Genomic DNA, 24,806 nt, shown 5'->3' with positions numbered 1-24,806 from the left:
TGGTACGATAAACGGGGCGGCGTGATGTCGCCGCTCCGAACCCTGCGGGACCGCGCGCGCGCCGCGCGGCACCACATCGTCCTGCCCGAAGGAACCGACCCACGCGTGGCCGAGGCCGCGGGCCATGCCGTGGCCGAGGGCCTTGCCCGCATCACGCTGCTGGCCCCCACTGGCACCGATGCGCCCGATGGTGTCACCCTGCGCGACCCCGAAACCGCCGATACGGACGCGATGATCGACGCCTATTGCGAGGCCCGCGCACGCCGTCATCCCACGCGCGAGCAGGCAGCGGAGGCGGTCCGCGACCCGCTGACCCACGCCGCTCTGATGATCCGCAGCGGTGCCGCGGACGGCACCATCGGCGGCGCGGTCGCCACAACGTCCGATACCGTGCGCGCCGCGCTCCAGATGATCGGCACCGCGCCCGATGCGCCGCTCGTGTCCAGCTTTTTCCTGATGGTGCTGCCCGACACGCATCCCACCCGCCCCGGCACGCCCCTGATCTTCGCCGATTGCGGCCTCGTCATCGATCCGGACGCGCAGCAGCTTGCGGCCATCGCACGACAATCCGCCGCCTCCGCCCAGGCCCTCCTCGGAACCGCCGCCCGCGTTGCCCTCCTAAGCTTCTCCACCAAGGGCAGCGCGCATCACATGGCGGTCAACAAGGTCACCGACGCGCTCGACCTCCTCTCCGACGCCCCGTTCGACGTCGATGGCGAGTTGCAATTCGACGCGGCCTTCGACCCCGACATCGGTGCGTCCAAGGCGCCGGGCAGCGACGTGGCCGGACGCGCGAACGTTTTGATCTTTCCCGACCTCGACGCCGGCAACATCGGCTACAAGATCGCGCAGCGCATCGGCGGAGCGACCGCCATCGGCCCGGTTTTGCAAGGTCTCGACAGGCCCGCCAACGACCTCAGCCGCGGCTGCACGGCGGAGGACATCCTCGACATGATCGCGGTGACGTCCGCACAGATCGACGCAAGGAAGACCGCGCCATGAACCAGCCCGTCCTGAACCTGTCTCCCAAGGTCGGCGACGAGGTTCGCAAGACGACCTGCTACATGTGCGCCTGCCGCTGCGGCATCGACGTGCATATCAGAAACGGCAAGGTCGCCTATATCGAGGGCAACCGCGACCATCCGGTCAATCGCGGCGTCCTCTGTGCCAAGGGCAGCGCGGGGATCATGCAGCACAATGCCCCATCCTGCCTTCGCGCGCCCATGAAGCGGGCGGGCGAACGCGGCGAGGGCAAATTCGAGGAGATCACCTGGGACGAGGCCTACGACATCGCCGCCTCCTGGCTGAGGCCGATTCGCGAATCCGATCCGTCGAAGCTCGCCTTCTTCACCGGTCGCGACCAGTCGCAGAGTTTCACGTCATGGTGGGCGCAGGCCTTCGGCACGCCGAACTACGCCGCGCATGGCGGCTTTTGCAGCGTCAACATGGCCGCGGGCGGCATCTATACGATGGGCGGCGCGTTCTGGGAATTCGGCCAGCCCGACTGGGACCGCACCAAGCTCTTCATCCTTTTCGGCGTGGCCGAGGATCACGACTCGAACCCGATCAAGATGGGGATCGGCAAGATCAAGGCGAATGGCGCGAAGGTCGTCGGCGTGAACCCGGTGCGCTCCGGCTACAACGCCGTGGCCGACGACTGGTTCGGCATCACGCCGGGCACCGACGGCCTCCTGATCCTGTCGCTGATCCACTGCCTCATCAAGGCTGGCAAGATCGACCTCGAATACCTGCGCGACTTCACCGACGCGCCCGTGCTGATCGACGCCGATCCGGCTTCCGCGACCCACGGCCTCGCCCTCCTCGACGACGACGGGCACAAGCTGGTCTGGTGCCGCGACGAGCAGCGCGCGCGTTGCTACGACGCCGAGACGGTGAACCCCGACCTCGCCGGCAAATGGACCGTCGACGGCATCACGCACCGGACCGTGTTCCAGCACATGGCCGAGAAGTATCTCGACCCCCGTTATGCTCCCGAGGCCGTGGCCGACCGTACCGGCATCCCCGCCGGCCGCATCCGCGCGCTGGCGGCCGAGATCGCGCGCACGGCCTTCGACGAGGCGATCGAGCTGCCGGTCGAATGGACCGATTTCCGCGGTCGCAAGCGGACCAAGATGACGGGCCGGCCCGTCAGCTTCCATTCCATGCGCGGCATCTCCGCCCATGCGAACGGCTTCCAGACCTGTCGCGCCCTCCACGTCCTGCAGATCCTGATCGGAAGCGTCGAGACGCCCGGCGGCTTCCGCTTCAAGCCGCCCTATCCCAAGGCCGCGACCGCCCATCCCAAGCCGCATCGCAAACATCAGGCGAATGCGCCGCTAGACGGCCCGCATCTGGGCTTCGTCCACGGCCCCGAGGATCTGGCCCTCAATCCCGACGGCAGCCCGACCCGCATCGACAAGGCCTTCACCTGGGAAAATCCGATGTCGGCGCATGGCCTGATGCACATGGTCATCTCGAACGCGCATGCGGGCGATCCGTACAGGATCGACACGCTGTTCCTCTACATGGCGAACATGGCGTGGAACTCCTCGATGAACACGTCGGGCACGATGAAGATGCTGTCCGACAAGGATGCGGACGGGAATTACGTCATCCCGCATATCATCTACTCCGACGCCTATTCGTCCGAGATGGTCGCCTATGCCGACCTGATCCTGCCCGACACGACCTATCTGGAGCGGCACGACTGCATCTCGCTCCTCGACCGTCCCATCTGCGAGGCGGAGGCGGCGGCCGACGCCATCCGCTGGCCGGTCGTGGAACCCGACCGCGACGTGCGCGGCTTCCAGACCGCGCTGATCCAGCTTGGTGCCAAGCTCGAACTGCCGGGCTTCGTCAAGGATGACGGCACGCCCAAATTCGCCGATTACGCCGACTACATGGTCAACCACGAACGCCGCCCCGGCATCGGGCCGCTGATGGGCTGGCGCGGCAATGGCGACGAGACGGGGCGCGGGGCGCCGAACCCCGCGCAGCTCGACCGCTATATCGAGAATGGCGGTTTCTGCGTCGAACACATCCCCGAGGAGGCGCAATTCTACAAGCCATGGAACATGGCCTATCAGGATTGGGCCGTCTCACTCGGCCTTTTCGATACGCCGTCGCCCTACATCTTCACCCTCTGGTGCGAACCGCTCCGCAGGTTCCAGCTCGCGGCCGAAGGTCATGGCGACATCCAGCCACCCGACCACCTACGCGACCGGATCAAGGCGACCTTCGACCCCCTGCCGATCTGGCGGGATCCGGCGGCCGATCACGACGGCGACGGTCGCTTCACCATCCACGCGCTGACACAGCGCCCGATGGCGATGTACCATTCCTGGGGCACCCAGAACGCCTGGCTGCGCCAGATCCACGGCCGCAATCCGATGTATCTGCCGACGAAGCTCTGGCGCCAGCATGGCTTCGCCGACGGTGACTGGGCGCGCGTGACCTCCCCCCATGGCGAGATCACGGTGCCGGTCGCGCATATGCCCGCGCTCAATGGCGATACGATCTGGACCTGGAACGCCATCGGCAAACGCCGCGGCGCCTGGGCGCTGCACGACAACGCGCCCGAGACGAACAAGGGGTTCCTGCTGAACCACCTGATCCACGAATTGCTGCCGCCGAAGCGGGACGGGATGCGCTGGTCCAACTCCGACCCGATCACCGGCCAGGCCGCGTGGTTCGACCTGAAGGTCGCCCTCGAGAAGGTCGCGCCGCCCGCCGACCTCGCCTCGAAGCCCGACATGGGACGTCAGAACTCGCCCGTCGGACAGGGGCCGGACGCCCTCGCGTGGGAGGTGAAATGAGTTTGCCGTCGACACGATCTGCGGACCTGACCGTGCGGCCAGTGGCGCCATGCGGGGATCGCCCTTGCACCACCCGCGCAGCCGCCGCCGAACTCTTGCCGCCGGAGGCCCTCCGATGACCGCCCTGCCCCCCGAACCGAAGGTCAAGCTGGGCCTCGTCATCGACCTGGACACCTGCGTCGGCTGTCACGCCTGCGTCACCGCCTGCAAGGGCTGGAACACCCAGAACTACGGCGTACCGCTGTCGGATCAGGACGCCTATGGCGATGCCTCGGGCACGTTCCTGAACCGCATTCACAGCTTTCAGGTCCAGCCCGATCAGGGGTCCAGTCAGACGGTTCATTTCCCGAAATCCTGCCTGCATTGCGACGACGCGCCCTGCGTTACCGTTTGCCCGACCGGCGCCAGCTACAAGCGCGCCGAGGACGGGATCGTGCTCGTCAACGAAGACGCCTGCATGGGCTGCGGTCTCTGCGCCTGGGCCTGTCCCTACGGCGCGCGCGAGGTCGACATGGCGGCGGGCGTGATGAAGAAATGCACCCTCTGCATCGACCGGATCTACAATGAGAACCTGCCGGAGGTGGACCGCCAGCCTGCCTGCGTCCGCACCTGTCCGGCGGGCGCCCGCCACTTCGGCGACCTGGCCGACCCGGACAGCGACGTCAGCCGCCTGGTCGCCGAACGCGGCGGCGTGGACCTGATGCCGGAACAGGGGACACGGCCGGTCAACCAATACCTTCCGCCCCGCCCCAAGGACACGATCCAGCCCGTGATGGCCGGCGAGGAGGACATTCTCGCCCCCTTCCTCGCCCCCGTCGACGAGATGCCGACGGGCTTCCTCGGCTGGCTCGACCGCGCGTTGGAGAAGCTCTGACATGCATCCCGCCCCCTCCGTCATCATCTTCTCGACCCTCTCGGGCGCGGGCTTCGGCCTCCTGTTCTTTCTCGGCCTGGGTTTCCCGGTCGTGGTTGGCTGGGTCGCCTTCGTCTTCTACCTGATCGCCTACCTTCTCGCCGTGGGCGGCCTGCTCTCGGCGGTCTTCCACTTGAAGAACAAGAAGAACGCCTGGCGCAGCTACAGCCAGTGGCGCACGTCGTGGCTGTCCCGCGAAGGCTGGGCGGCGGTCGCGGCGCTTGTCGTCATGGGGCTCTATGCCTTCCTGCAAGTGTTCTTCGCCGTCACGATCCCGCCCCTCGGTTGGCTCGGCGCCGCGCTGTCGCTGGCGACCGTCTTTACCACCTCGATGATCTACGCCCAGCTCCGCGCCGTGCCGCGCTGGAACCAGCCGGCCACGCCCGCCGTCTTCCTGACCGCGTCGCTCGCCGCCGGCGCGCTCCTGTCGGCCAACGTCACGCTGGCGATCGTCCTTTTGATCCTGCTCGGTCTCGTTGTGGGTTTCCACTGGTGGAAGGGGGACCGTCGCTTCGCCGAAGCCGGCTCCACCATCGAGAGCGCGACCCGCCTGAACGGCCGTGTCGCCCTTTGGGAGAAGCCCCATACCGGCGAGAACTACCTGACCCGCGAGATGGTGTATCAGATCGCCCGCAAGCATGCCGTGAAGCTGCGCGTCATTGCGATGCTGCTGATGGTCGTGATCCCGGTCATAGCGCTCCTGATCTTCGGGCCGCATCACGTGCCCGCCGCGATCGCCGTCCTGTCGCATCTGGCGGGCATCGCCGTGCAACGCTGGCTTTTCTTCGCCGAGGCGGAGCATGTCGTCGGCCTGTACTACGGCGCGCATGGCAACGTCCTGGCCAACAGCGCCGAGCGGACCCCGGGCTAGGGGTAGAGGTCGCCGAACTTGCCCTCCAGATAGTCCAGAAACGGCCCTTCCGACGGCGCCGCGCCGGTCGCGTGTTCCACCGTCTCGAAAGGGGTCCGAAGTGCGCCGAAACGTTGCAGCCGCTCCCGCATCCAGCCCGTCGCGGGCGACGGATCACCATTGGCCAGCGACGTGTCCAGATCGGTCAAATCGACGCGCGCGGCCTGCATCAGGCAGCCGGCGAACAGGTTGCCGAGAGAGTAGGTCGGGAAGTACCCCATCAGACCTACGGACCAGTGCACGTCCTGCAGGAACCCGTTCGACGGCCGGTCGACCGCGATCCCGAAATCGGATTGGAACCGGTCGTTCCAGGCGCTTTCGATCTCCGTCACGGGCAGATCGCCCCGGATCATCGCGCGTTCCAGATCGAAGCGCACCATGACGTGCAGGTTGTAATGCAGCTCGTCGGCCTCGGTCCGGATATAGCCGGAGCGGACGGCGTTGACGGCGCGATAGAAGTCACGCTCCGACGCCACGCCGATTTCGCCGAACGCATCCCGCATCCGGCCATAGAGCCAGCCGCAATAGGCCTCCGACCGGCCCATCTGGTTCTCGTAGCTGCGCGACTGGCTTTCATGCACGCCCATCGACACGCCGCGCCCGATCGGGGTCAGCAGGTGCTCGGGTGCGACGCCCTGTTCGTAGCAGGCATGCCCGACCTCGTGGATCGTGGAATAGAGGCAGTTGAACGGATCGCCCTCGTCCACCCGTGTCGTGATCCGCACGTCGAGGCCGGAGCCCGAGCTGAACGGATGCACCGCCATGTCGATGCGCCCGCGTTGAAAATCGTAGCCGAATGCGCCGGCCACGTCGGCGGCGAGGGCCAATTGCGCGTCCTTCGGGAAGTGCCCCGACAGGCGCGGCGCGGGTTCGGACGCGAGGGCGCGCTCGCGCAACGCGATCAGGCGCGGACACATCGCGTCGAACATCGCCGCCATCGCGTCGGACGACCCGCCCGGCTCGTAATCCTGCATCAGCGCGTCATAAGGGTCGCCCCCGTCGGCCAGGGCCGCGCCCTCCTCCCGCCGCAGACGCAGTACCTCGGCCAGCACGGGCAAAAACGCCGTCGCGTCGTCATTGGCCCGCGCCGTGGCCCATTGCCCTTGTGCCAGAGACGTCACGCGCGCGATCTCGGCCGCCAGCCGCGCGGGCACCTTGCGGTTGCGGTCGTAGCTGCGCCGAAGCTCCCGAAGGTTGGCATCGGCCACGGCGTCGGGGGCATGCGCCTCCTCCAGCCAATCGCCCAGGCGGGGATCGGTGCGGCGGGCGTGCAGCACCTCCTCCAGCGCGGCCATCTCCTCGGCCCGTTGGGGCGCGGCGCCGCGCGGCATGATCGTCTCCTGGTCCCAGCCGGTGCGGCCGGCAACGGCCGAGAGGGCCTCGGTGGTGCGCTGGAAGGACATCAGATCATCGTAGGCGGGCATGGATCAGGTCCTGACGGATTGGGGAAGCGGGTACTTGGCGCGGTGGCGGGCGCGCACGGCCAGACAGATCAGGACGACCGCCCCGAACTGGTGCAGGATCGCGAGATACCAGGGCGAGGAGTGCATCACCGTCACGATGCCCAGCACCATCTGGAGGATCGCCATGTGCATCACGCCGGCAAAGGCCGCGGTCGTCTTCCGGTTGGCGGACCGTCGGGCGACCCACCAGACCGCGACGATCGCCGCGAACAGCAGATAGCCCCAGATGCGGTGGAAGAACTGCACCGTGCCGTCATTTTCGAACAGGTTGCGCCACCAGGGGTCGAGCGCCCACATCCCCGGCGGCGTGAAGCCCCCGGCCATCAGCGGCCAGTCGATATAGTTGCGGCCCGCGTCGATCCCGGCGACGAGCGCGCCGAGGAGGATCTGAACGAAGGTCAGCCCGATCAGCCAACCGCCAAGGGTCGTCAGCCGCGGCTCCGCCAGACGCCGCGCTTGCAAGAGCGCCGATTGCGGCCGCGACATCGAGAGCATGAACCACGCGATCAGCGACAGGATCACGAAGGCCAGACCCAGATGCGTTGCCAGGCGGTAGGACGCGACGTCGAGCATTGTGCCGGTCAGCCCCGAAGCCACCATCCACCAGCCGATCGCCCCCTGAAGCCCGCCCAGAACCCCGAGCGCCAGCAGGCGGCCGGTCCAGCCCGGCGGGATGTTCCGCGTCAGGAGCAGGCCGAGGAAGCCGATCGCCCAGACGAGGCCGATCACCCGGCCAAGCTGTCGGTGGCCCCATTCCCACCAGTAGATCGCCTGGAACTCCGACAGGCTCATGCCGCGGTTCTGCAACTGGTATTCGGGGATCGCGCGATAGAGGTCGAACTCGGCCTGCCAATCGGCCGCCGACAGGGGCGGAAGCGCGCCGGTGACGGGGCGCCATTCGGTGATGGCGAGCCCGCTGTCGGTCAGCCGCGTCAGGCCGCCGACGGCGATCATGACGATCATGAGCGCGAACAGGATGCCCAGCCAGATCCGAACCAGCGGCCGCGATCCGCGTCGCACCGCGTCGATCGTGCCGGCCCGCGCGGCGGGGCGCTCGGCCGTGGCCATATCCTGGAAAATGGGGCGTTTTGCCATGTCGCGTCCTCTCGTCCTCGGGGTCGACCTAGGGGGTCACCCGCGCTCCTTCCACCGCACCATCTGTCGCATCATGCCGTGGAACGTCTGCACATCGGCGCGGGTCAGCGGCATCCGGCTCCAGAGATTGCGCAGGTGCAGCTTCATCGCCGCCGCCTTGCCATCCGGAAAGAAGAACCCGGCCTGATCCAGCCGTTCCTCGAAATGCGCCGCCAGGGCCGACATCTCCGCCTGATTGGCCCAGTCGGTGCCGGCGAGTTCGGTTTCGGTCGGCGCCGGCGCATCCGTCGCCCGCCGCCATTCGTACCCCATCAACAGCACGCATTGCGCAAGGTTGAGCGAGGCAAAGGCCGGGTTCGTCGGCACGCTGACGATGGCATTGGCCGAGGCGATATCGTCATTCTCCAGCCCCGTCCGCTCGGGCCCGAACAGGATCGCGACCTTCTCGCCCCGCGCGCCACGGTCACGCGCCTCGGCCATCGCGGCCTCGGGCGCATAGACCGGCTTCGTCAGGTCGCGGTCGCGGGCAGTCGTGGCAAAAACCATCGTACAGTCGGCCACCGCGTCGGCCGTCGTCTCGGTCAGCCGCGCCGCGTCCAGCACGCGCCCCGCCCCGCTGGCCAGGGCCACGGCGCGTTCGTTCGGCCAGCCGTCGCGCGGGGCCACGACGCGCATCCCCTCCAGCCCGAAATTCAGCATCGACCGGGCGGATGCGCCGATGTTCTCGCCCATCTGCGGGCGCACCAGGACGAAGGCGGGGGGCGTGATCTCCATGCTCCGCGCCCTACCCCGCTGGCGCTTGCGGTGCAATCGTCCGCCCGCTAGTCCCATGCGGCAGACGAAGGGGACGACCATGGACGACGCACCGCAGCTCTACCTCGTGACCCCGCCCGAGATCGATGCCGGGTTCGCCGATCGCCTGGCCGCTGTCCTGGACGCGCATCCGGTCGCCTGCATCCGCCTCGACCTCGCCACACGGGACGCGGACCGGGTGACGCGCGCCGCCGATCTTTGTCGCGAGGTGGCGCATCGCTTCGACGTGCCGCTGGTGGTGACGGACCACGTGGCGCTCGTCGATCCGCTGGGCCTCGACGGCGTGCATCTGACCGACCCGCGATCGGTGCGCAAGCTGCGCGCCGATTGGGGGCCGGACCCGATCATCGGGGCGTTCTGCGGAACGTCGCGGCATGAGGGCATGGCCGCCGGCGAGGCCGGGGCCGACTACGTCGCGTTCGGGCCCGCCGGCGCGACACCGCTGGGCATGGGCGACCGAGCCGCGCCGGACCTGTTCGCCTGGTGGTCCGAAATGATCGAGCTGCCCGTCGTGGCCGAAGGCGCGCTCGACGCCGCGACGATCGCGGCCCTGGCCCAGGCGACCGATTTCATCGCCTTGGGCGAGGAGATCTGGCGGGCGGACGACCCCGTGGCGTGCTTGTCGGAACTGACCGCCGCCTTTCGCTGACGGTCAGCGCGGCGGCGCGTCCACCGACAGTCGCCCGCTGGCGCGCAGCCCGGCGCGCACCGCCGCCTCCGCCGCGCGCGCCAGGGATTTCCGGTCGGAATAGTCCGCCAGTTGCAGCGGGGTGTGATAGATCAGTTCAACCGTCCCGTGCCGCGGCCAGGCCAGCATCCGAAGCAGATGCGCGCCGAACCCGTGATCCCCCCACCAGCCATAGAACGTCGCAGGCGCGCCTTCGGGCGCGTGATAGGCCAGCGTGACCGGCTGCACCCGCATGGCCGGCAGGTCGGCCGAGAAGAACGCGGCGAAAAGCGTGGTCTTGAACGGCAGGACGCGGATGCCGTCGGTGCTGGTGCCTTCGGGGAAGAACATCAGGCGGTGGCCGGCCTTCAACCGCGCCTCGAACATCTCGGTCTGGCTGCGCGCTTCGCGCCTGTCCCGGCGGATGAAGATCGTCCCCGTTGCCCGTGCGAGCCAGCCGATCCCAGGCCAGTCGGCGACCTCGGACTTGGAGACGAAATAGATCCGCTCCGACGCGTTCAGCGTGAATATGTCCAGCCACGATGCGTGATTCGCGACCGTGGCACCCGTGCCGCGCATCGGCGCACCGCGTACATCGCGTCGAAGACCGAGTATGGCCAGCGCGGCCCGGCAGACGGCCTGCGTGATCCAGGGCGTGAACGGTCGCCGCAGCCCGTAGACGGGCCGCTCGATCAGGCGCAGCGCCAGAAGGACCAGTAGGCCGCCAAATACGACAGTCGCCATCGGCACCCCGCGACGGGCGACGCGCAACCGGTCGCGCCAGGTCAGCGGCCGGGGCGGCGGCTGGGGCACACCGTCCCAGATCATCGGCCGTGGCCGCCCGCCACGCGGTCGGCGATGGCGGGCATGCGGACATGATCCATGTCCAGGATCATGCAGACATCGACGGTGTTGAACCCACGGTCCAGATAGGCCCCTTCGCCCACATGCGCGCCCGCCCGCAGATAGGTCTTGATCAGCGACGGCACGCCACGCATCGCGCCCGTGGGCGCCGGACCCGCGATGTCGATCGCGTTCGGCCCGACGGCGCGCGGCCGGATGGCCTCGGGGGCCAGGGCCTCCTGCCTCAACCGGCGCAGGGCCGGCAGGTGGCGGTCGGCATCCGCGCCGGGAAAGGACGCGGTTCCCACAAGGATCTCGGCCCCCCGCCGGCGCATCTCGCGCAGCAGGCCCGCGAAAAGCGCAACCGCCGCCGGTCCGCCGCGATAGTCTGGGTTCAGGCAGGCCCGCCCCGCCTCGGCCACGATGCGGCCGGTGGCCATGACGCGGCTCAGGTCGAATTCCCGCGCGGTATAGGCGGCGCCGATCCCGATGCGCAGGGTCGCGACGACATCCGCCTCGGGCCGGGTCCTGTCGCGCAGGAGCAGATGGTCGCAATCGGCATCGAAGGCGTCCCCCTCCAGCCCGTCGAGACCGGGCGACGCACCCATTTCGTGGACGAAGACGCGATGCCGCAGGGCGCGGGCGGCGACCACGTCTTCGGACGCGCGCGACGTTGTCAGGACGAGATCCGACGGCATGGCCGCTGCCTTAGGCGGTGGCACGTCGCCGCGCAAGCATCGGCGATCCGGTGTTCGGCTTGAACGTTGGTAACGCTTCTTTAACCATGTCAGTGCCATGTCCGGGTTGGGACCCACCTAGCCGAACTGAGGAACCAGCGAGATGCGCCTGCCGTCGATCACCTGTTTGCCCGCATTCTCGAAATTGACGGTGACCCGTGCGCCGATCACGGACTGCACCTGCCCCAGCCCCCAGTCGGGCGCGTCGGGATGCCGGACCAGCATGCCGGGTTCGAGGATCGAAATCGGATCTTGCATGGATCGGCCTTCCTGATGGGCAGCACCGCACAGTCTAGCGCCACGACGCCGGAGGACGAGCCCGATCTCATCGCGCTCCTCGGATCCCGGCTTTGTCATGATCTGGTCAGCCCGATCGGCGCCATCGGCAACGGCCTGGAACTGTTGGAACTGTCGGGCGGCGGCAAGGACGAGATGGCGCTGATCCGCGCCTCGCTCGACGCGGCACTGGCGCGGATCCGGTTCTTTCGCCTCACCTTCGGTGCGGCGCGCACGGATGCGGTCGTCTCGGCCCGCGAGATCCGGGAAATCCTCAACGACATGTATGCCGAGACGCGGACCAAGATCCTCTGGCGGGACGAGGAATCGCGGCCCCGCGACGAAATCCGGATCGCCTGCCTGGCGCTGAACTGCGTGGAGGTCGCCACGCCCTGGGGTGCCACGGTCGAGGTCATCCGCAACGAGGCGGCATGGGTCGTCCATGTCGATGCCAAACGGCTGAAGATCGACGCGCCGCTTTGGCAGAGCCTCGGCCGCGGAGATCTGCCGGCCGACCTGAAGGGGTCGGAAGTTCAGTTCGGCATCCTGGCCCGCGAAAGCCGTCGTTCGCGCCGCCCCGTCTCGGTCAGCGCGGACGAAACCCATCTGAGCCTGATCGTCTAGACAGCCGACAGGCCGCATCGGAACCGCGCGGCGTTGGACACGTAGGCCCTTGCCGACTGAATCAGCGCCGCGCGCGCGGCGGCGTCGAGTTCGCGCACGACTTTGCCCGGCGCGCCCATTACGAGGCTTCCATCGGGGATCTGCTTTCCTTCGGTGACAAGGGCCCCCGCGCCAATCAGACATCCCGCGCCGATCACGGCGCCGTTCAGCACCGTCGCGCCCATCCCGATCAAGGTTCCGTCGCCGATGACGCAGCCGTGCAGCATTGCCTTGTGGCCGATCGTGCAGTCGGCCCCGATCGTCAGCGGAAACCCCATGTCGGTGTGCAGGACGCAGTTCTCCTGGATGTTGGACCCGGACCTGACGGTGATCCGCTCGTTGTCGCCGCGCAGGGTCGCGCCGAACCAGACGCCGGCCTTCGCCGCCAACGTGACGGCGCCGATGACATTGGCGTCATGCGCGACCCAGGCATCGCCCGCGATGTCGGGGCGGATGCCGTCGAGCTCAAAGATCATCGTCTTCCCTCCGTCGAAACTCCTCGTTCAGGCCACGGGCGAATTCCGTGAGCCAGGGCTGGCGATCACGGCGGAGCCGTTCCGCCGTCAGGATGGTGCGCAACCGCGTCTCGCACGTGTCCATATCGTCGTTCACCAGGACGTAGTCGTATTCCGCCCAATGGCTGATCTCCGCCTCGGATTTGGCCATCCGGCCGGCGATCACGTCGGGCGCGTCTTGTCCGCGTTCGCGCAGGCGGCGTTCCAGCTCCCGGATGGACGGGGGCAGGATGAAGATCGAGACGACATCGCGTCCCAGCGACGAGTTGCGGATCTGCTGACCGCCCTGCCAGTCGATGTCGAAGATGACGTCGCGTCCGTCGGACAGCGCCTGTTCGACCGGTGCGCGGGGGCTTCCGTAATGGTTGCCGAAGACCTCGGCATGTTCCAGCATCGCGCCGTCGATAATCCAGCGCCCGAACGTATCGCGGTCGGTGAAGTAGTAATCCCTCCCCTCCACCTCGCCCGGGCGGGGCGCGCGCGTGGTGGCCGAGACCGAGAAGGACAGCGTCGGATCCCATTGCATCAGCCGCCGCGCCATCGTCGACTTGCCGGCGCCCGAGGGGCTGGACAGGATGATGGCCAGCCCGCGGCGCCCGCCTTGCTGCAACTCGTCGGGTGTCATGGTCATTCCACGTTCTGAACCTGCTCGCGCAGGCGGTCGATCTCTGACTTCAAGTCCAGCCCGATCGTCGTCATCTCGGCCATGTTCGCCTTGGAGCACAGCGTATTCGCCTCCCGGTTGAACTCCTGCGTCAGAAAGTCGAGCCGCCGTCCGACGGGTCCCTCCGCCGCCAGCAGGTCGCGGGCGGCGGCGACGTGGACCGACAGCCGGTCCAGTTCCTCGGTCAGATCGGCCTTGATGGCCAGCGTCGCGACGTCCTGCCGGACGCGGGCCTCGTCGAGCCCCTGATCGACGATGCGGGCCATCGCGGCCCGGAACGTCTCGGCGATGTGGTCGCCCCGCGCTCCGGCCAGTTTGACCGCGTCGGCCGTCAGCGCCGCGATGCGATCGAGTTGGCCGTCCAGCACGCCGCGCAGCGCCTTGCCCTCGCGACGCCGGTCCGCGTCGAAGGCGGCGGTCAGTTCGGCAAGATCGCGCTGCGCGTCTTCAAGGGTGGGTCGGCGGCTTGCATCACGCATTTCGAACACGCCGCGAAGAGCCAGGATGTTGGCTGCCGCATCGGACGCAAGCGGCAGCCCCCGCGCTTCGGACATGGCGCGCACCTCGGCCAGGGCCGCGATGGCCGCATCCAGCGCCGCGGGGTCGAGGGTCGGCACGGGTTCCGCCTCCGCCTCACCGGTTCGAAGCGAGAGCGTGACACTGCCGCGCGCGGCGACCTTGGCAATCGCGGCGCGCGCCGCGGGCTCCAGCCCCGGCAGGTCCGGCAGGCGCAGGCGGATATCCAGCCCCCGCGCATTGACCGACCTGAGTTCCCACCGTCGCCCGTCGCGATCGAGCGCCGCATATCCCGTCATCGATTTCATGCCTTGGCCTAGCCGTCACATCGGCGTCCGGCAAGCCCGCCGAAATACGTTAACCAATCGGAAAGGAATTGGGCGCAATTTGAACCGGCTTGCCCCTATTCTGGCCCGACCCGCGTATGCGGTCACAGGGAGGAGACCGGCATGGCCGATCTGAATGGCATCGACGGCGGACATGGAATGCGTTGCCCGATCCAGTCGCGCGCGCGGCGATACTGGTCGTCTCTGCGTGTGGACGGTACATTGCCGCGCCGCTCTGCGCTCGATCCGGCGAGGATGGGTCCGCTCATGGGGCATGCGCTGGTTCTGGACCGGCTGCGCCACGGCACCGTCCGGGTACGCCTGGGCGGATGGGTGGCGCAGGACCTGATGGGCATGGATGTCCGCGGCCTTCCTGTCCGCGCATTCTTCGACACCACCGACCGGACGCGCGCCGAAACTCTGATGGAAGATGTCTTCGACCGCCCCTCGATCCTGGAAATGGACCTGATCTCGGACGATGCGGCGCCGCTGCTGACGGCATCGATGACGGTCCTGCCGCTGCTGGACGTGGCGGGCCTGCCGACAAAGGCGCTCGCCATCATCGTGCCCGATCGGTTCGGCACGACCGCGCCGCGACGTTTCGGCATCACGAAGGCGACGATGACGCCGCTTGCCGGGGCCGCCCGCGCGCCCGGTCCAGGCCACCCGCTGCGACGCGTGACGGACCGGCCAGCGACCGCCGAACCGGCACTGGGCTTCGCCGAAGCCGTAACGCCGTTCAGGGGACGCGGAACACTGGTCCCCTACCTGCGGGTCGTCAAATAGGCAGTGCCAGGCGACCGCCCCTGCTCAGGATGCCACGCGGCGGCGTTCTTCCCGCAAGCCCGAAAGCTCCTCGGCCACGAGGAAAGCCAATTCCAGCGATTGCGAGGCGTTGAGGCGCGGATCGCAGGCGGTGTGATACCGATCCGACAGATCCTCGTCCGTCACGGCGCGAACGCCGCCGGTGCATTCGGTCACGTCCTGGCCCGTCATCTCGAAATGCACGCCGCCCGGCACCGTGCCCTCGGCCCGGTGGATGGCGAAGAATTCCTGCACCTCACGCAGCACCGACTCGAACGGCCGGGTCTTGTAGCCGGTGGACGACTTGATCGTGTTGCCGTGCATCGCATCGCAGGTCCAGACGACGTTTGCCCCCATCTCCTCGACCGTGCGGATCAGGCGCGGCAGGTGGTCGCCCACCTTGCCCGCGCCGAAACGCGCGATCAGGGTCAGGCGTCCCATGTCGTTCTCGGGGTTCAGCTTCTCGATCAGGACCTTCAGGTCCTCCTCGCTGGTCGTCGGGCCGCATTTCAGGCCGATGGGGTTCAACACACCGCGCGCGAACTCCACATGCGCGCCGTCGGGCTGACGCGTGCGGTCGCCGATCCAGATCATGTGACCCGATCCGGCCAGCCACTTGCCGGTCAGGCTGTCCTGACGGCACAGCGCCTCCTCGTATTCCAGCAACAGCGCCTCGTGCGAGGTATAGAAATCCACCGTCGCCAGTTCGCCGTTCGTGTCCGAGGTCAGGCCCGCGGCCGTCATGAAGTCCAGCGTGTCCTGGATGCGGTTCGCCATGTCACGGTACTGCGTGGCCCGCTCGCCCTCGGCGAAGCCCAGCGTCCACTGATGCACCTGGTGGACATCGGCGAAACCACCCTTGGAAAAGGCGCGCAGCAGGTTCAGCGTCGCGGCTGCCTGGGTATAGGCCTCCAGCATCTTGGCGGGTGCCGGAATGCGCGCGGCCTCGGTGAAGTCCAGCTCGTTGATGATGTCACCGCGGTAGCTGGGCAACTCCACCCCGTCCTTCACCTCGGTCGGCGCGGAGCGGGGCTTGGCAAACTGTCCCGCCATGCGGCCGACCTTGATGACCGGGACCTTGGCACCGAAGGTCAGGACCATGGCCATCTGCAACATGACCTTGAACGTGTCGCGGATCGTGTCGGCGGAAAACTCGGCAAAGCTCTCGGCGCAGTCGCCGCCCTGCAACAGGAACGCCTCGCCGCGTCCGGCGGCGGCCAGCTCGGCCCGCAGGGTGCGCGCCTCGCCCGCGAATACCAGCGGGGGATACTTGCGTAGCCGTGTCTCGACCCCCTGCAGGGCATCCGCGTCCAGATAATCGGGCATCTGAACCCGGGGTTTCGCTCTCCAGTCCGATTTCGTCCACGCCATGTCAGGTCTTCCTTCAACCAGTCGCCCACCCGCGCCTAGCGCATTCGCCGCCCGGTCGCAAATGGCACAGTGGGTTGATCCGCGCCCCGGATTGCGCTTTGCCGAGGTGACGGGGCGTGCGAGGTCCGCCCGATCTGGGAAAGGGGGAATCGCGATGAATGACAAGGCGCTGCCCGAGCCGCCGCGGGCGGTCAAGGTCGCGGCCCCCGACAAGCCGCACCACTTCGTCTTCGTCCTGCTCGACCGGTTCACGCTGATGTGTTTCGCCAGCGCGCTGGACGCGCTGCGGCTGGCGAACCGGGTCGCGGGGACGTCGCTCTATTCCTGGACGCTGCTGGGCGAGGATGGCGAGTTGGTCACCTGCTCGGCCGGCACGGGCATCCGCCTGGACGGACCCCTGCGGGAGATCGGACGCGACGACACCGTCCTCGTGGTGGGCGGCACCGATGTCGCGCGCGCCACGACGCAGAAGGTGCGATCCTGGCTGCGACGCGAGGCCCGGAAGGGCGTGATGATGGGCGGGTTATGCACGGCCGCCTGGACCCTGGCGGCGAGCGGGCTCCTCGATGGCAAACGGGCCACCATCCACTGGGAGAACCACGACGGCTTCGCCGAGGAGTTCCCCGAGATCGAGCTGACCAAGTCGATCTTCTCCATCGACGGCAAGCGCGTCACGACCGCCGGCGGGACCGCATCGGTCGACCTGATGCTGCACCTGATCGCGCGCGATTTCGGCGAGGACCTGGCGGCCCTCGTCGCGGACCAGCTGATCTATTCCGCGATCCGGACGGATCAGGACACGCAGCGCCTGTCCATCCCCACGCGCATCGGCGTCCGGCATCCGCGACTTGCGCGCGTCATCCGCGAGATGGAGCACGCCATCGAAGACCCTGTCAGCCCCGCCACCCTCGCCGCCGAGGTGGGCATGTCGACGCGGCAGCTGGAACGGCTGTTTCGACGCTACCTCGACCGCAGCCCCAAGCGGTACTACATGGAATTGCGACTGGCCAAGGCGCGCAACCTGCTGATGCAGACGGACATGTCCATCATCAACGTGGCGCTGGCTTGCGGGTTCACGTCACCGTCGCACTTCTCGAAATGCTATCGCGCGCATTACGGCACGACCCCCTACCGCGAACGCGGCACGCATGCCTGAACGCGGGCGGCCCGCCCGCCGCGTCGGCCGCGCCTGGCGGTCTGGCCCAACCCCTCGCGCAGGACATCGGTCATCGGATGGTCGGGCCGCCCGGCCAGAAGGCGCGGGATGATCTCCTGCGGGTCGCCCTGCACGCTCAGCGCCCAGTCCAGGAAGACGGACCGGCATTCGGCCTTGTCGATCCCCTCGATCCGGTAGGCATCCGCGATCAGCGCCTTGGGATCGTCGGGCCCGCTTCCATCTTTCGGCATCGTGGTCCTCCGCGCCGCGTCCAGCTCCCAGCTAGCCCTCCGCCCGGGCCCGGTCCAGTGCCGCGGATATCAATTCGGCCGCCCGTTCGGCCGCGGCATCGCAGGCCGCCGCCACGGCCTCGACATCATCGCGACCCAACGTGCGGGCCAGGAACTCCGATCCGCCGGCGCCGAGCTGTCCGGGCGGATCGGCATCGGTAATCAGGCGCAGAACCTGCTGCACATCCGACATCAGGCGATGCGCTTCGGACAGTTCGGCCCTGGTCTCCGCGAGCAACCATCCGGACGCGTCCAGATGTTCGGCCGCGCCGCGCATGACGCAGCACCCGATCAGGGCGTGGGCCTGCGCGGCCAGTTCGATGTCCTGCATCCGCCCTGGACCCGATTTGACCGACAGCCCCCCGCCCCTGCGGCCGGCCTCCAGCAACCGGCGCCGCATCTCCGAAAGCGCCGCGAGGACGGCCGCGCGGTCGAACCGGCTCCGGCCGATCACGTCTGTGCGGACGGCTTCGGCCTTGGCACACAGGTCCGCATCCCCCACCAGGGGACGCGCGCGGGTCAAGGCCATGTGTTCCCAGACCCAAGCATCTTCGGCCTGATAGCGCGCGAAACCGGTCAAGGGTGTGGCTACCGGCCCCTGCTTGCCCGACGGGCGCAGCCGCATATCGACTTCATACAGGCGCCCGGCCCCGGTCCGCGCCGAAAGCGCGGTGATCAGGACTTGCGTGAACCGTGCGGCCCATTGTGCCGCACCCAGGCTGCGCCGCCCGTCCGAAACGGCCCCCTCGGCGGCGCCATCATGCAGGATCACGAGGTCGAGATCGGACCGCGCCGTCAGCCGACCGACGCCCAGCGATCCCATGCCCAACCCGGCAAGGACAAGATCGGGGACCCGCCCGTATCGCCGCTCCGTCTCCGCCTCGGCCAGCGTCCAGGCGCGCTTGAGCGTGGCTTCCGCCAGGGCGCCATAGGCTAGGCCCGCCTCGTTCGGGGTCACGAGCCCCCGCAACAGATGGACGCCGATCCTGAAATGCGCCTCCCGATGCCAAAGGCGCAGTTCCTCCAGACCGTCCTCGAAATCGCCATCGGTCTCGGGCGGGGTCCAGCGCGACGGCAGGGCGGCCAGAAAGGACCCGTCGATTACCGCGTCCAGCACACCCGCATTCGCCGAAAGGTGCCGCGCCAGATCGGGCGCGGTGGCGCAGATGTCCGCCAGAAGGGCCACCAGACGCGGGTTCGCCTCGAAAAGGGACAGGATCTGGACGCCGGCCGGAAGCCCGCGCAGAAATGCGTCGAAGGCGGCCAGCGCCTCGGGCGGGCGGGACGATTTGGCCAGCGCGTCGATCAGGCCGCCGCGAAGCCGGCCAAGGATGGCGCGCGCCCGATCGGACCGGAGCGCCGGATAGGTCATCCAACGCTCGGTGATGGCATCCGCACCTTCGATCGTCTCGCCGCCATCCGCCGCGTCGGGATGGGCAAGCGATGGATCCGTGATCGCGGATACGGCATCCAGCCGCGCGCGCAGGTCGCTGGCGAAGGCCGCCGCGTCCGCCCCCCCCATGAAACAGGCAATCCGCCGGAGCCCTTCGGCCTCCCTCGGCAGTCGATGCGTCTGCGCGTCCTGCACCATCTGGATCCGATGCTCGATCGACCGGAAATGGCGATAGTTGTCTTGCAGCACGTCGCGATCGGCGGGCTCGACCCACCCTGCGTCGGTCAGCCGGTCCAGACCTTCAAGCGTCCCGCGTACGCGCAGCGACCGATCGCGACCGCCGGCAATGATCTGCTGCGTCTGGGTCAGGAACTCGATCTCGCGGATGCCGCCCGGCCCGAGCTTCATGTCGTATCCCGGCAACTCGGGCTTGCCGGCGAGGCCCTTGTGATCCCGGATTCGGCGTCGCATGTCGAACGCCTCCTCCACCACGGCGAAATCTAGATGGCGCCGCCAGACGAAGGGTTTGAGGCGGGCCAGGAACCCCTCGCCCGCGGCTATGGCGCCGGCGGCCGGCCGGGCCTTGATCCAGGCGGCCCGCTCCCACGTCCGTCCCATCGCCTCGTAGTAACGCTCCGCCGCCTCCATCGACAGGACGATCGGTGTGGAGCCAGGGTCTGGACGCAGTCGAAGGTCGGTGCGGAAGACGTAGCCTTCGGCCGTGATGTCGGACATTCGCGCCATGGCAAGCCGGGCCACCTTCAACAGGATGGCCCGCGCGGTGCCGTAGTCGGCCGGGTCATAGCGGCTTTCGTCGAACAGCAGGATCAGGTCGATATCGCTGGAATAGTTCAACTCGAACGCGCCCATCTTGCCCATCGCGAAGGCCACCAGCCCGCCATCGCCGGACACCGGCCCACGGGCGTGCCGCGACAGGGCGTAGGTGAGCGAAGCCTGCAGGGCCGCGTCGGCGAACCGGGTCCATGCGGCGGTCGCGTCCATCACCGGCCAGACGCCCCCAAGCTCCGCCAGCGCGACGAGGATTGCCGCCCGTCGCTTGGCCTGGCGCAGCGGCGCCATCGGGTCCCCCTCGATCCGGGACATGTCGGACAGAAGGCGGTCCAGGGTCGCGACCGGGTCCGCGTCCCAGATCTCCGCCAGCCAGTCACGCTCCCGCTCCATAGCGCGCGCCAGGAACGGGCTGCACCCGGCCGCCCCCGCAATCAGCGGCAGGACATCGGTCGGCGGGCCCAGAAGGGAGGTGGCGGCGCGCCCGGCCTCGGGGTCGAACGGGATCGGGACACGGGTCAGCCGGTTGCAAAACATGCCGCGATCAGGTCACCTGCGCCCGTCGCCGTCAACCGGAACCGGAGCCCGATGAGCAAGAGCCTTCGCCGTGTCGAAGCCGCCCTGCGCGCGGCCCGGCAGACCGCCGAGCCCGTCGAACTTGGCCAGACGCGCACCGCGCGCCAGGCGGCCGAGGCCGTCGGATGCGTGACCGATCAGATCGTCAAATCCATCGTCTTCGGCCTCCACGAAGGCTGCGCCCTTTTCCTGACCGCTGGCGGCAACCGCGTCGATCCCGAAAAGGCGGCGAACCATGCCGGCGCCACCCTGCGGCCCGCGGACGCCGAAATGGTGCGGCGATTGACCGGCTTTGCCATCGGGGGAGTCGCGCCGATCGGGCACCTGACGCCCGGCCCCGTCTGGATGGATCCGCGCCTTCTGACCTTCGATATCGTCTGGGCCGCGGCCGGCACGCCGCGGCACGTATTTCCAATCGCGCCCGACGCGCTGCAGCGGATCACGGGTGCCATCGTTGCTGAGTTTACGTAAACGTAATCCGACAAGTACCTCTACGAAAACAGATCGTGGCACAACTCCAACGCGTCGATCAGAACGTCGACCTCGGCTTCGGTATTATAGACGCCGAAGCTCGCGCGGCAGGTCGCGGTCACGCCCAGATGTTCCATCAGGGGCTGGGCGCAGTGATGTCCGGCGCGGACGGCCACGCCCTTCTTGTCCAGAACCGTCGAGATGTCGTGGGCATGGGCCGCACCCTCCAGCGTGAAGCTGAAGATGGCCGCCTTCTCGGGCGTCTGTCCCTGCATGTGCAGCCAGTTCAAGCCCGCGAACCTGTCGCGCGCATAGTCGCGCAACCGCTCCTCGTGTTCGGCGATGCGCTCCATCCCAAGGTCCATCATCCAGTCGAGCGCGGCGCCGAACCCGATGATGGCCACGATCGCGGGGGTCCCGGCCTCGAACTTCATCGGGGGGTCGTTCCAGGTGACGGAATCGCGGTGAACCTCGCGGATCATGTCGCCGCCGCCCATGAACGGTCGCATCTCGGCCATGCGTTCCGGTCGGATGAAGATCGCGCCGGAACCACTTGGTCCGTATAGTTTATGCCCGGTGACGGCATAAAAGTCGCAGCCGATATCTGCCACGTCCACCGGCAAGTGGACGGCCCCCTGCGAGCCGTCGATCAGCACCGGCACGCCCCGCGCCCCCGCACCGTCGCAGATGGCCTTCACGTCGACCACCGTGCCCAGCACGTTCGACAGATGCGTCACCGCGATCAGTTTTGTCCGGTCCGTGACAGCGTCCAGAACGGCCTGCGGGTCGAGGGCGCCCATCACGTCGGTCTCCACCCAGACCAGCTTGACGCCGAGGCGTTCGCGCAGGAAATGCCATGGGACGATATTCGCGTGATGCTCCATCACCGACAGAACGATCTCGTCGCCCGCCTCGAGCCGCGGGGCGGCCCAGGCGTAGCTGACGAGGTTGATGGCTTCGGTCGTGCCGGTCGTGAACACGATCTGGTCCTCGGCGGGTGCGCCCAGGAAACGGGCCACCTTGCCCCGCACCGCCTCGTAGTTCTCCGTCGAGATGGTCGACAGGGTGTGAAGCCCGCGGTGGACGTTGGAATATTCTTCGGAATAGGCGCGCATCATGGTGTCGAGCACGGCCTGCGGCTTCTGCGCCGATGCGCCATTATCGAGATAGATCAACGGCTTGCCGTTCACCTGCCGGGACAGGATCGGGAATTGGGCGCGGACGGCGTCGATGTCAAACACGGGCATACTCCGCGATGTAGAGGGAATTGAGCCAGATCCAGACGAAACCGCCGAGTGCGACGATTCCGACCAGGGTCAGTGCGGGCGACGGGCCGACGAAACCGGCCGTCAGCCCATGGAGCAGCATGGCCGGGCTGATCGCCAGCAACGTCCAGAACAGTGCAATCCTGGCGCCGAGCGGATCGCCCCGCCCCCTGAACGCGCGCGTCACGAGGTGGCTGGCGAAGGCGATGACGTAGAACAGAAGCGGGGCCACGAAGACCCAGGCCATCAACGTTCCGCCCATCAGCATCACGAAATCCTCGCCCGTCAGGTGGGCCTGCCGCGACAGGCGCGGCATCTGTGCGACGAACACGATCAGGCACCCGGTCAGCAGGAATACGAAGGCCGTGTCGTCGCGCACGCCACGGGACAAGTGCTCGGCCATGACCTGCCGCGGCCGCAGCCACGCCCGCGGAATGTCGCGCGTGACCGACATCAGCCGCGGGAGAGCCAGTCCGCCATGCGGTCGGCCACATATGCGCGCAGGGCCTCGTCGGCGATCTCCTCGACCGCTTCGGCCAGGAAGGACAGCACCAGGAGGTCCGTCGCCGCCTTTTCCGGCACCCCGCGCGACCGGAGGTAGAACAGCGCCGTCGGATCGATGGCCCCGGTCGTGGACCCGTGCGAACAGGCCACGTCGTCGGCGTAGATCTCCAGTTCGGGCTTGGCGAGGAACACGCTGTCATCATCCAGCAGCAACGACTGGCTGATCTGGTAGCCGTCGGTCTTCTGCGCACCCTCCTTCACCAGGATCTTGCCCTGAAAGACGCCGGTCGCGCCGTCGCGCAGGACCTTCTTGAAGACTTGCCGGCTTTCGCAGTTCACCGCGTCATGGGTCACGAAGACGGTGTCGTCATGGTGGAATTCGTCCCGCCCGAACGCAGCGCCCGCCACATGCGCCTGCGCGTCGTCGCCGGTCAGGGTCAGGACCGTCTCGTTCCGGGTCAACTGTCCATGCGCCGACAGGATGAAGGACTTGAACACGCTTTCACGCGAAAGACGTGCGAAGGTGTTGGTGTTCACGTGACGTGCCGGGTCCGGGCCGTCGATCCGCACGTGGTGAAAGGCGCCGGTTTCGGCGACGTCGATCTCGGCCGCGATGTTCGAGCGCGCGCCGGCGGTGCCGGACTCAAGGATGGTCAGAGACGCCCCCGCATCGACGCGGATGCAATGATGCAAGATCGGATCACCCGACCCATTCGTGCGAATATGGATCGGCCGCGTGACGGAACCGGTGGCGCGTATGACGACGCCCTCCGACGCGAAGGCGGAGTTCAGCATCGCCAGCGGGCGGGACACGGGACGCGAGCCGGCCGCCTCCAACACGCCATACAGGTCGCGGGCCCAGTGAATGTCGGCAGTCGCAGCCTGCGAAAGCGTCGTCACCTCCAACCCGTCGGGCACATCGCGCCCCAGCGTGACCACACCGTCGTCGATCGTCACCAAGAAGGCGTCGAGGCCGCCGAACGGGTCCTCCGCCGGGGCGGCAGTCGTAAGCATCGGCGTGGCGGCGGTCAGCGGGGTCGGGTCGGTATAGCGCCAGTATTCGTCGCGACGGCCCGGCAGGCCCACGGCTTGCAATCGGCCCAGCGCATCCCGGCGGGCATCACCGAGCCAACCGCCACCCTCGGGCAATGTCAGCGCGGCCAGGCGCTCGTCGGTCGCGGCGCGTTTGGGATCGGCCGCCATCAGGCCGCCCCCTCGACGATGCCGGCATAGCCGTTCGTCTCGACTTCCATCGCCAGATCGGGCCCGCCGGACTTCACGATGCGACCATCGGCCATGATGTGCACGACATCCGGTCGGATATGATCCAGAAGTCGCTGATAATGCGTGATGACCAGGAAGCCGCGCCCTTCGCCGCGCAGCGCGTTCACGCCGTCGGCAACCAACTTCATCGCATCGACGTCGAGGCCGGAGTCGGTCTCGTCCAGGATGCACATCTTCGGTTCCAGCATGGCCATCTGCAGGATCTCGTTGCGCTTCTTCTCGCCGCCCGAGAAGCCCACGTTGACGGGCCGCTTCAGCATCTCGGCGTCGATCTTCAGATCCGCCGCCTTGGCGCGGATCACCTTGAGGAACTCGCCCGCCGACAGCTCCTCCTCGCCGCGCGCCTTGCGCTGCGCGTTCACGGCGGTACGCAGGAATGTCATGTTGCCGACGCCCGGGATCTCGACGGGATACTGGAACGCCAGGAACAAACCCGCGGCGGCGCGCTCCTCGGGCTCCATCTCCAAAATGTCTTGGCCCTCCAGCGCGGCCGACCCTTCGGTGACTTCGTATCCGTCACGGCCGGACAGCACGTAGGACAGGGTCGATTTCCCCGACCCGTTCGGCCCCATGATGGCGTGCACCTTGCCCGCCTCGACGGTCAGGTCGACGCCCTTCAGGATCGCCTTCCCCTCGTCGGGCAGCTTCGCATGCAGGTTCTTGATCTCAAGCATTTTTTATTCCTCG

General features: G+C 67.9%; 25 protein-coding genes. 9 read left to right on the top strand and 16 right to left on the bottom strand.

Going from position 1 to position 24,806, the window contains the following annotated elements:
* Positions 1–24: 24 nt before the first annotated feature.
* The 4 genes from MWU52_RS02405 (at position 25) to MWU52_RS02390 (ending at position 5,599) form a co-directional block, all read left to right on the top strand.
* Entirely contained in the window at positions 25–1,002 is a 978-nt protein-coding gene (locus MWU52_RS02405) for a phosphotransacetylase (protein WP_246948986.1), read from the top strand.
* On the top strand, positions 999–3,815 hold the full coding sequence (locus MWU52_RS02400; RefSeq protein WP_246948984.1) for a molybdopterin oxidoreductase family protein: 2,817 nt from the start codon (positions 999–1,001) through the stop codon (positions 3,813–3,815). The genes MWU52_RS02405 and MWU52_RS02400 overlap by 4 nt, the downstream gene beginning before the upstream one ends.
* A 115-nt stretch (positions 3,816–3,930) precedes the next feature.
* Entirely contained in the window at positions 3,931–4,689 is a 759-nt protein-coding gene (locus tag MWU52_RS02395; RefSeq protein ID WP_246948982.1) for a 4Fe-4S dicluster domain-containing protein, read from the top strand.
* Between the two features lies 1 nt (position 4,690).
* Positions 4,691–5,599 (top strand): DmsC/YnfH family molybdoenzyme membrane anchor subunit, encoded by a 909-nt coding sequence (locus tag MWU52_RS02390; protein ID WP_246948980.1) that lies wholly within the window; start codon positions 4,691–4,693, stop codon positions 5,597–5,599.
* Here MWU52_RS02390 and MWU52_RS02385 read toward each other — a convergent pair.
* From MWU52_RS02385 to MWU52_RS02375, 3 genes are read right to left on the bottom strand one after another with little or no spacing between them, the layout of a single operon-like run.
* Positions 5,596–7,062: a carboxypeptidase M32 gene (locus MWU52_RS02385; protein ID WP_246948978.1), complete on the bottom strand. Its 1,467-nt coding sequence runs from the start codon at positions 7,060–7,062 to the stop codon at positions 5,596–5,598. The two genes, MWU52_RS02390 and MWU52_RS02385, sit on opposite strands and share 4 nt — an antisense overlap.
* Before the next feature lie 3 nt (positions 7,063–7,065).
* The gene (ctaA, locus tag MWU52_RS02380; RefSeq protein ID WP_246948976.1) at positions 7,066–8,196 is read right to left on the bottom strand and encodes a heme A synthase; all 1,131 of its coding nucleotides are present in this window, start codon (positions 8,194–8,196) and stop codon (positions 7,066–7,068) included.
* Between the two features lie 36 nt (positions 8,197–8,232).
* Positions 8,233–8,970: an RNA methyltransferase gene (locus MWU52_RS02375; RefSeq protein WP_246948973.1), complete on the bottom strand. Its 738-nt coding sequence runs from the start codon at positions 8,968–8,970 to the stop codon at positions 8,233–8,235.
* Positions 8,971–9,049: 79 nt separating this feature from the next.
* Here MWU52_RS02375 and MWU52_RS02370 point away from each other — a divergent pair, with 79 nt between their 5' ends.
* Positions 9,050–9,658, top strand: coding sequence for a thiamine phosphate synthase (locus MWU52_RS02370; protein ID WP_246948971.1), 609 nt, complete (start codon positions 9,050–9,052; stop codon positions 9,656–9,658).
* A 3-nt stretch (positions 9,659–9,661) separates the two neighbouring features.
* On the opposite strand, the gene MWU52_RS02365 is transcribed toward MWU52_RS02370, so the two are convergent.
* From MWU52_RS02365 to MWU52_RS02355, 3 genes are all read right to left on the bottom strand, one after another.
* A complete protein-coding gene (locus MWU52_RS02365; protein ID WP_246948969.1) occupies positions 9,662–10,504 on the bottom strand; it encodes a lysophospholipid acyltransferase family protein in 843 nt (280 codons plus the stop codon).
* On the bottom strand, positions 10,501–11,217 hold the full coding sequence (locus MWU52_RS02360; RefSeq protein WP_246948967.1) for a GNAT family N-acetyltransferase: 717 nt from the start codon (positions 11,215–11,217) through the stop codon (positions 10,501–10,503). Before MWU52_RS02360 ends, MWU52_RS02365 begins: the two co-directional genes overlap by 4 nt.
* Before the next feature lie 117 nt (positions 11,218–11,334).
* On the bottom strand, positions 11,335–11,514 hold the full coding sequence (locus MWU52_RS02355) for a DUF3553 domain-containing protein (RefSeq protein ID WP_246948964.1): 180 nt from the start codon (positions 11,512–11,514) through the stop codon (positions 11,335–11,337).
* Positions 11,515–11,529: 15 nt separating this feature from the next.
* Between MWU52_RS02355 and MWU52_RS02350 the strand changes: the two genes are divergently transcribed.
* Entirely contained in the window at positions 11,530–12,156 is a 627-nt protein-coding gene (locus MWU52_RS02350; protein WP_246948963.1) for a histidine phosphotransferase family protein, read from the top strand.
* Here the strand turns inward: MWU52_RS02350 and MWU52_RS02345 are convergent.
* From MWU52_RS02345 to MWU52_RS02335, 3 genes are read right to left on the bottom strand one after another with little or no spacing between them, the layout of a single operon-like run.
* On the bottom strand, positions 12,153–12,671 hold the full coding sequence (locus MWU52_RS02345; RefSeq protein ID WP_246948958.1) for a gamma carbonic anhydrase family protein: 519 nt from the start codon (positions 12,669–12,671) through the stop codon (positions 12,153–12,155). The two genes, MWU52_RS02350 and MWU52_RS02345, sit on opposite strands and share 4 nt — an antisense overlap.
* Complete coding sequence (gene gmk, locus MWU52_RS02340; protein ID WP_246952720.1) at positions 12,661–13,335, bottom strand: guanylate kinase; 675 nt, start codon at positions 13,333–13,335, stop codon at positions 12,661–12,663. The genes MWU52_RS02345 and gmk overlap by 11 nt, the downstream gene beginning before the upstream one ends.
* A gap of 2 nt (positions 13,336–13,337) precedes the next feature.
* Positions 13,338–14,198: a YicC/YloC family endoribonuclease gene (locus MWU52_RS02335; protein ID WP_246948956.1), complete on the bottom strand. Its 861-nt coding sequence runs from the start codon at positions 14,196–14,198 to the stop codon at positions 13,338–13,340.
* A gap of 141 nt (positions 14,199–14,339) precedes the next feature.
* Here MWU52_RS02335 and MWU52_RS02330 point away from each other — a divergent pair, with 141 nt between their 5' ends.
* Positions 14,340–15,002 (top strand): PAS domain-containing protein, encoded by a 663-nt coding sequence (locus tag MWU52_RS02330; RefSeq protein WP_246948954.1) that lies wholly within the window; start codon positions 14,340–14,342, stop codon positions 15,000–15,002.
* 24 nt (positions 15,003–15,026) lie between these two features.
* Here the strand turns inward: MWU52_RS02330 and MWU52_RS02325 are convergent, their stop codons facing one another.
* Positions 15,027–16,391: a 3-deoxy-7-phosphoheptulonate synthase class II gene (locus MWU52_RS02325; protein WP_246948953.1), complete on the bottom strand. Its 1,365-nt coding sequence runs from the start codon at positions 16,389–16,391 to the stop codon at positions 15,027–15,029.
* 154 nt (positions 16,392–16,545) lie between these two features.
* Here MWU52_RS02325 and MWU52_RS02320 point away from each other — a divergent pair, with 154 nt between their 5' ends.
* The gene (locus MWU52_RS02320; protein WP_246948952.1) at positions 16,546–17,547 is read left to right on the top strand and encodes a GlxA family transcriptional regulator; all 1,002 of its coding nucleotides are present in this window, start codon (positions 16,546–16,548) and stop codon (positions 17,545–17,547) included.
* Here MWU52_RS02320 and MWU52_RS02315 read toward each other — a convergent pair.
* Positions 17,520–17,798, bottom strand: a complete 279-nt coding sequence (locus MWU52_RS02315) for a hypothetical protein (protein WP_246948951.1) — start codon at positions 17,796–17,798, stop codon at positions 17,520–17,522. The two genes, MWU52_RS02320 and MWU52_RS02315, sit on opposite strands and share 28 nt — an antisense overlap.
* 31 nt (positions 17,799–17,829) lie before the next feature.
* Positions 17,830–20,556 (bottom strand): glutamine-synthetase adenylyltransferase, encoded by a 2,727-nt coding sequence (locus MWU52_RS02310; protein WP_246948949.1) that lies wholly within the window; start codon positions 20,554–20,556, stop codon positions 17,830–17,832.
* Positions 20,557–20,607: 51 nt separating this feature from the next.
* Here MWU52_RS02310 and MWU52_RS02305 point away from each other — a divergent pair, with 51 nt between their 5' ends.
* Positions 20,608–21,066 carry a YbaK/EbsC family protein gene (locus MWU52_RS02305; RefSeq protein WP_246948945.1) on the top strand — a complete coding sequence of 153 codons (459 nt, stop codon included), beginning with the start codon at positions 20,608–20,610 and terminating at the stop codon, positions 21,064–21,066.
* A 20-nt stretch (positions 21,067–21,086) separates the two neighbouring features.
* Here MWU52_RS02305 and MWU52_RS02300 read toward each other — a convergent pair whose 3' ends face one another.
* From MWU52_RS02300 to sufC, 4 genes are read right to left on the bottom strand one after another with little or no spacing between them, the layout of a single operon-like run.
* Entirely contained in the window at positions 21,087–22,307 is a 1,221-nt protein-coding gene (locus MWU52_RS02300) for a cysteine desulfurase (protein WP_246948944.1), read from the bottom strand.
* The gene (locus tag MWU52_RS02295; RefSeq protein ID WP_246948941.1) at positions 22,300–22,785 is read right to left on the bottom strand and encodes a YIP1 family protein; all 486 of its coding nucleotides are present in this window, start codon (positions 22,783–22,785) and stop codon (positions 22,300–22,302) included. Before MWU52_RS02295 ends, MWU52_RS02300 begins: the two co-directional genes overlap by 8 nt.
* A complete protein-coding gene (locus MWU52_RS02290; protein WP_246948940.1) occupies positions 22,785–24,038 on the bottom strand; it encodes a SufD family Fe-S cluster assembly protein in 1,254 nt (417 codons plus the stop codon). Before MWU52_RS02290 ends, MWU52_RS02295 begins: the two co-directional genes overlap by 1 nt.
* A complete protein-coding gene (sufC, locus tag MWU52_RS02285; RefSeq protein ID WP_246948938.1) occupies positions 24,038–24,793 on the bottom strand; it encodes a Fe-S cluster assembly ATPase SufC in 756 nt (251 codons plus the stop codon). Before sufC ends, MWU52_RS02290 begins: the two co-directional genes overlap by 1 nt.
* Positions 24,794–24,806: the final 13 nt, after the last annotated feature.

Source organism: Jannaschia sp. S6380 (assembly GCF_023015695.1).
Lineage (GTDB): Bacteria > Pseudomonadota > Alphaproteobacteria > Rhodobacterales > Rhodobacteraceae > Jannaschia.
Note: the sequence above shows the minus strand (reverse complement) of the source record. Positions and strands in the feature narration are given on the sequence as shown.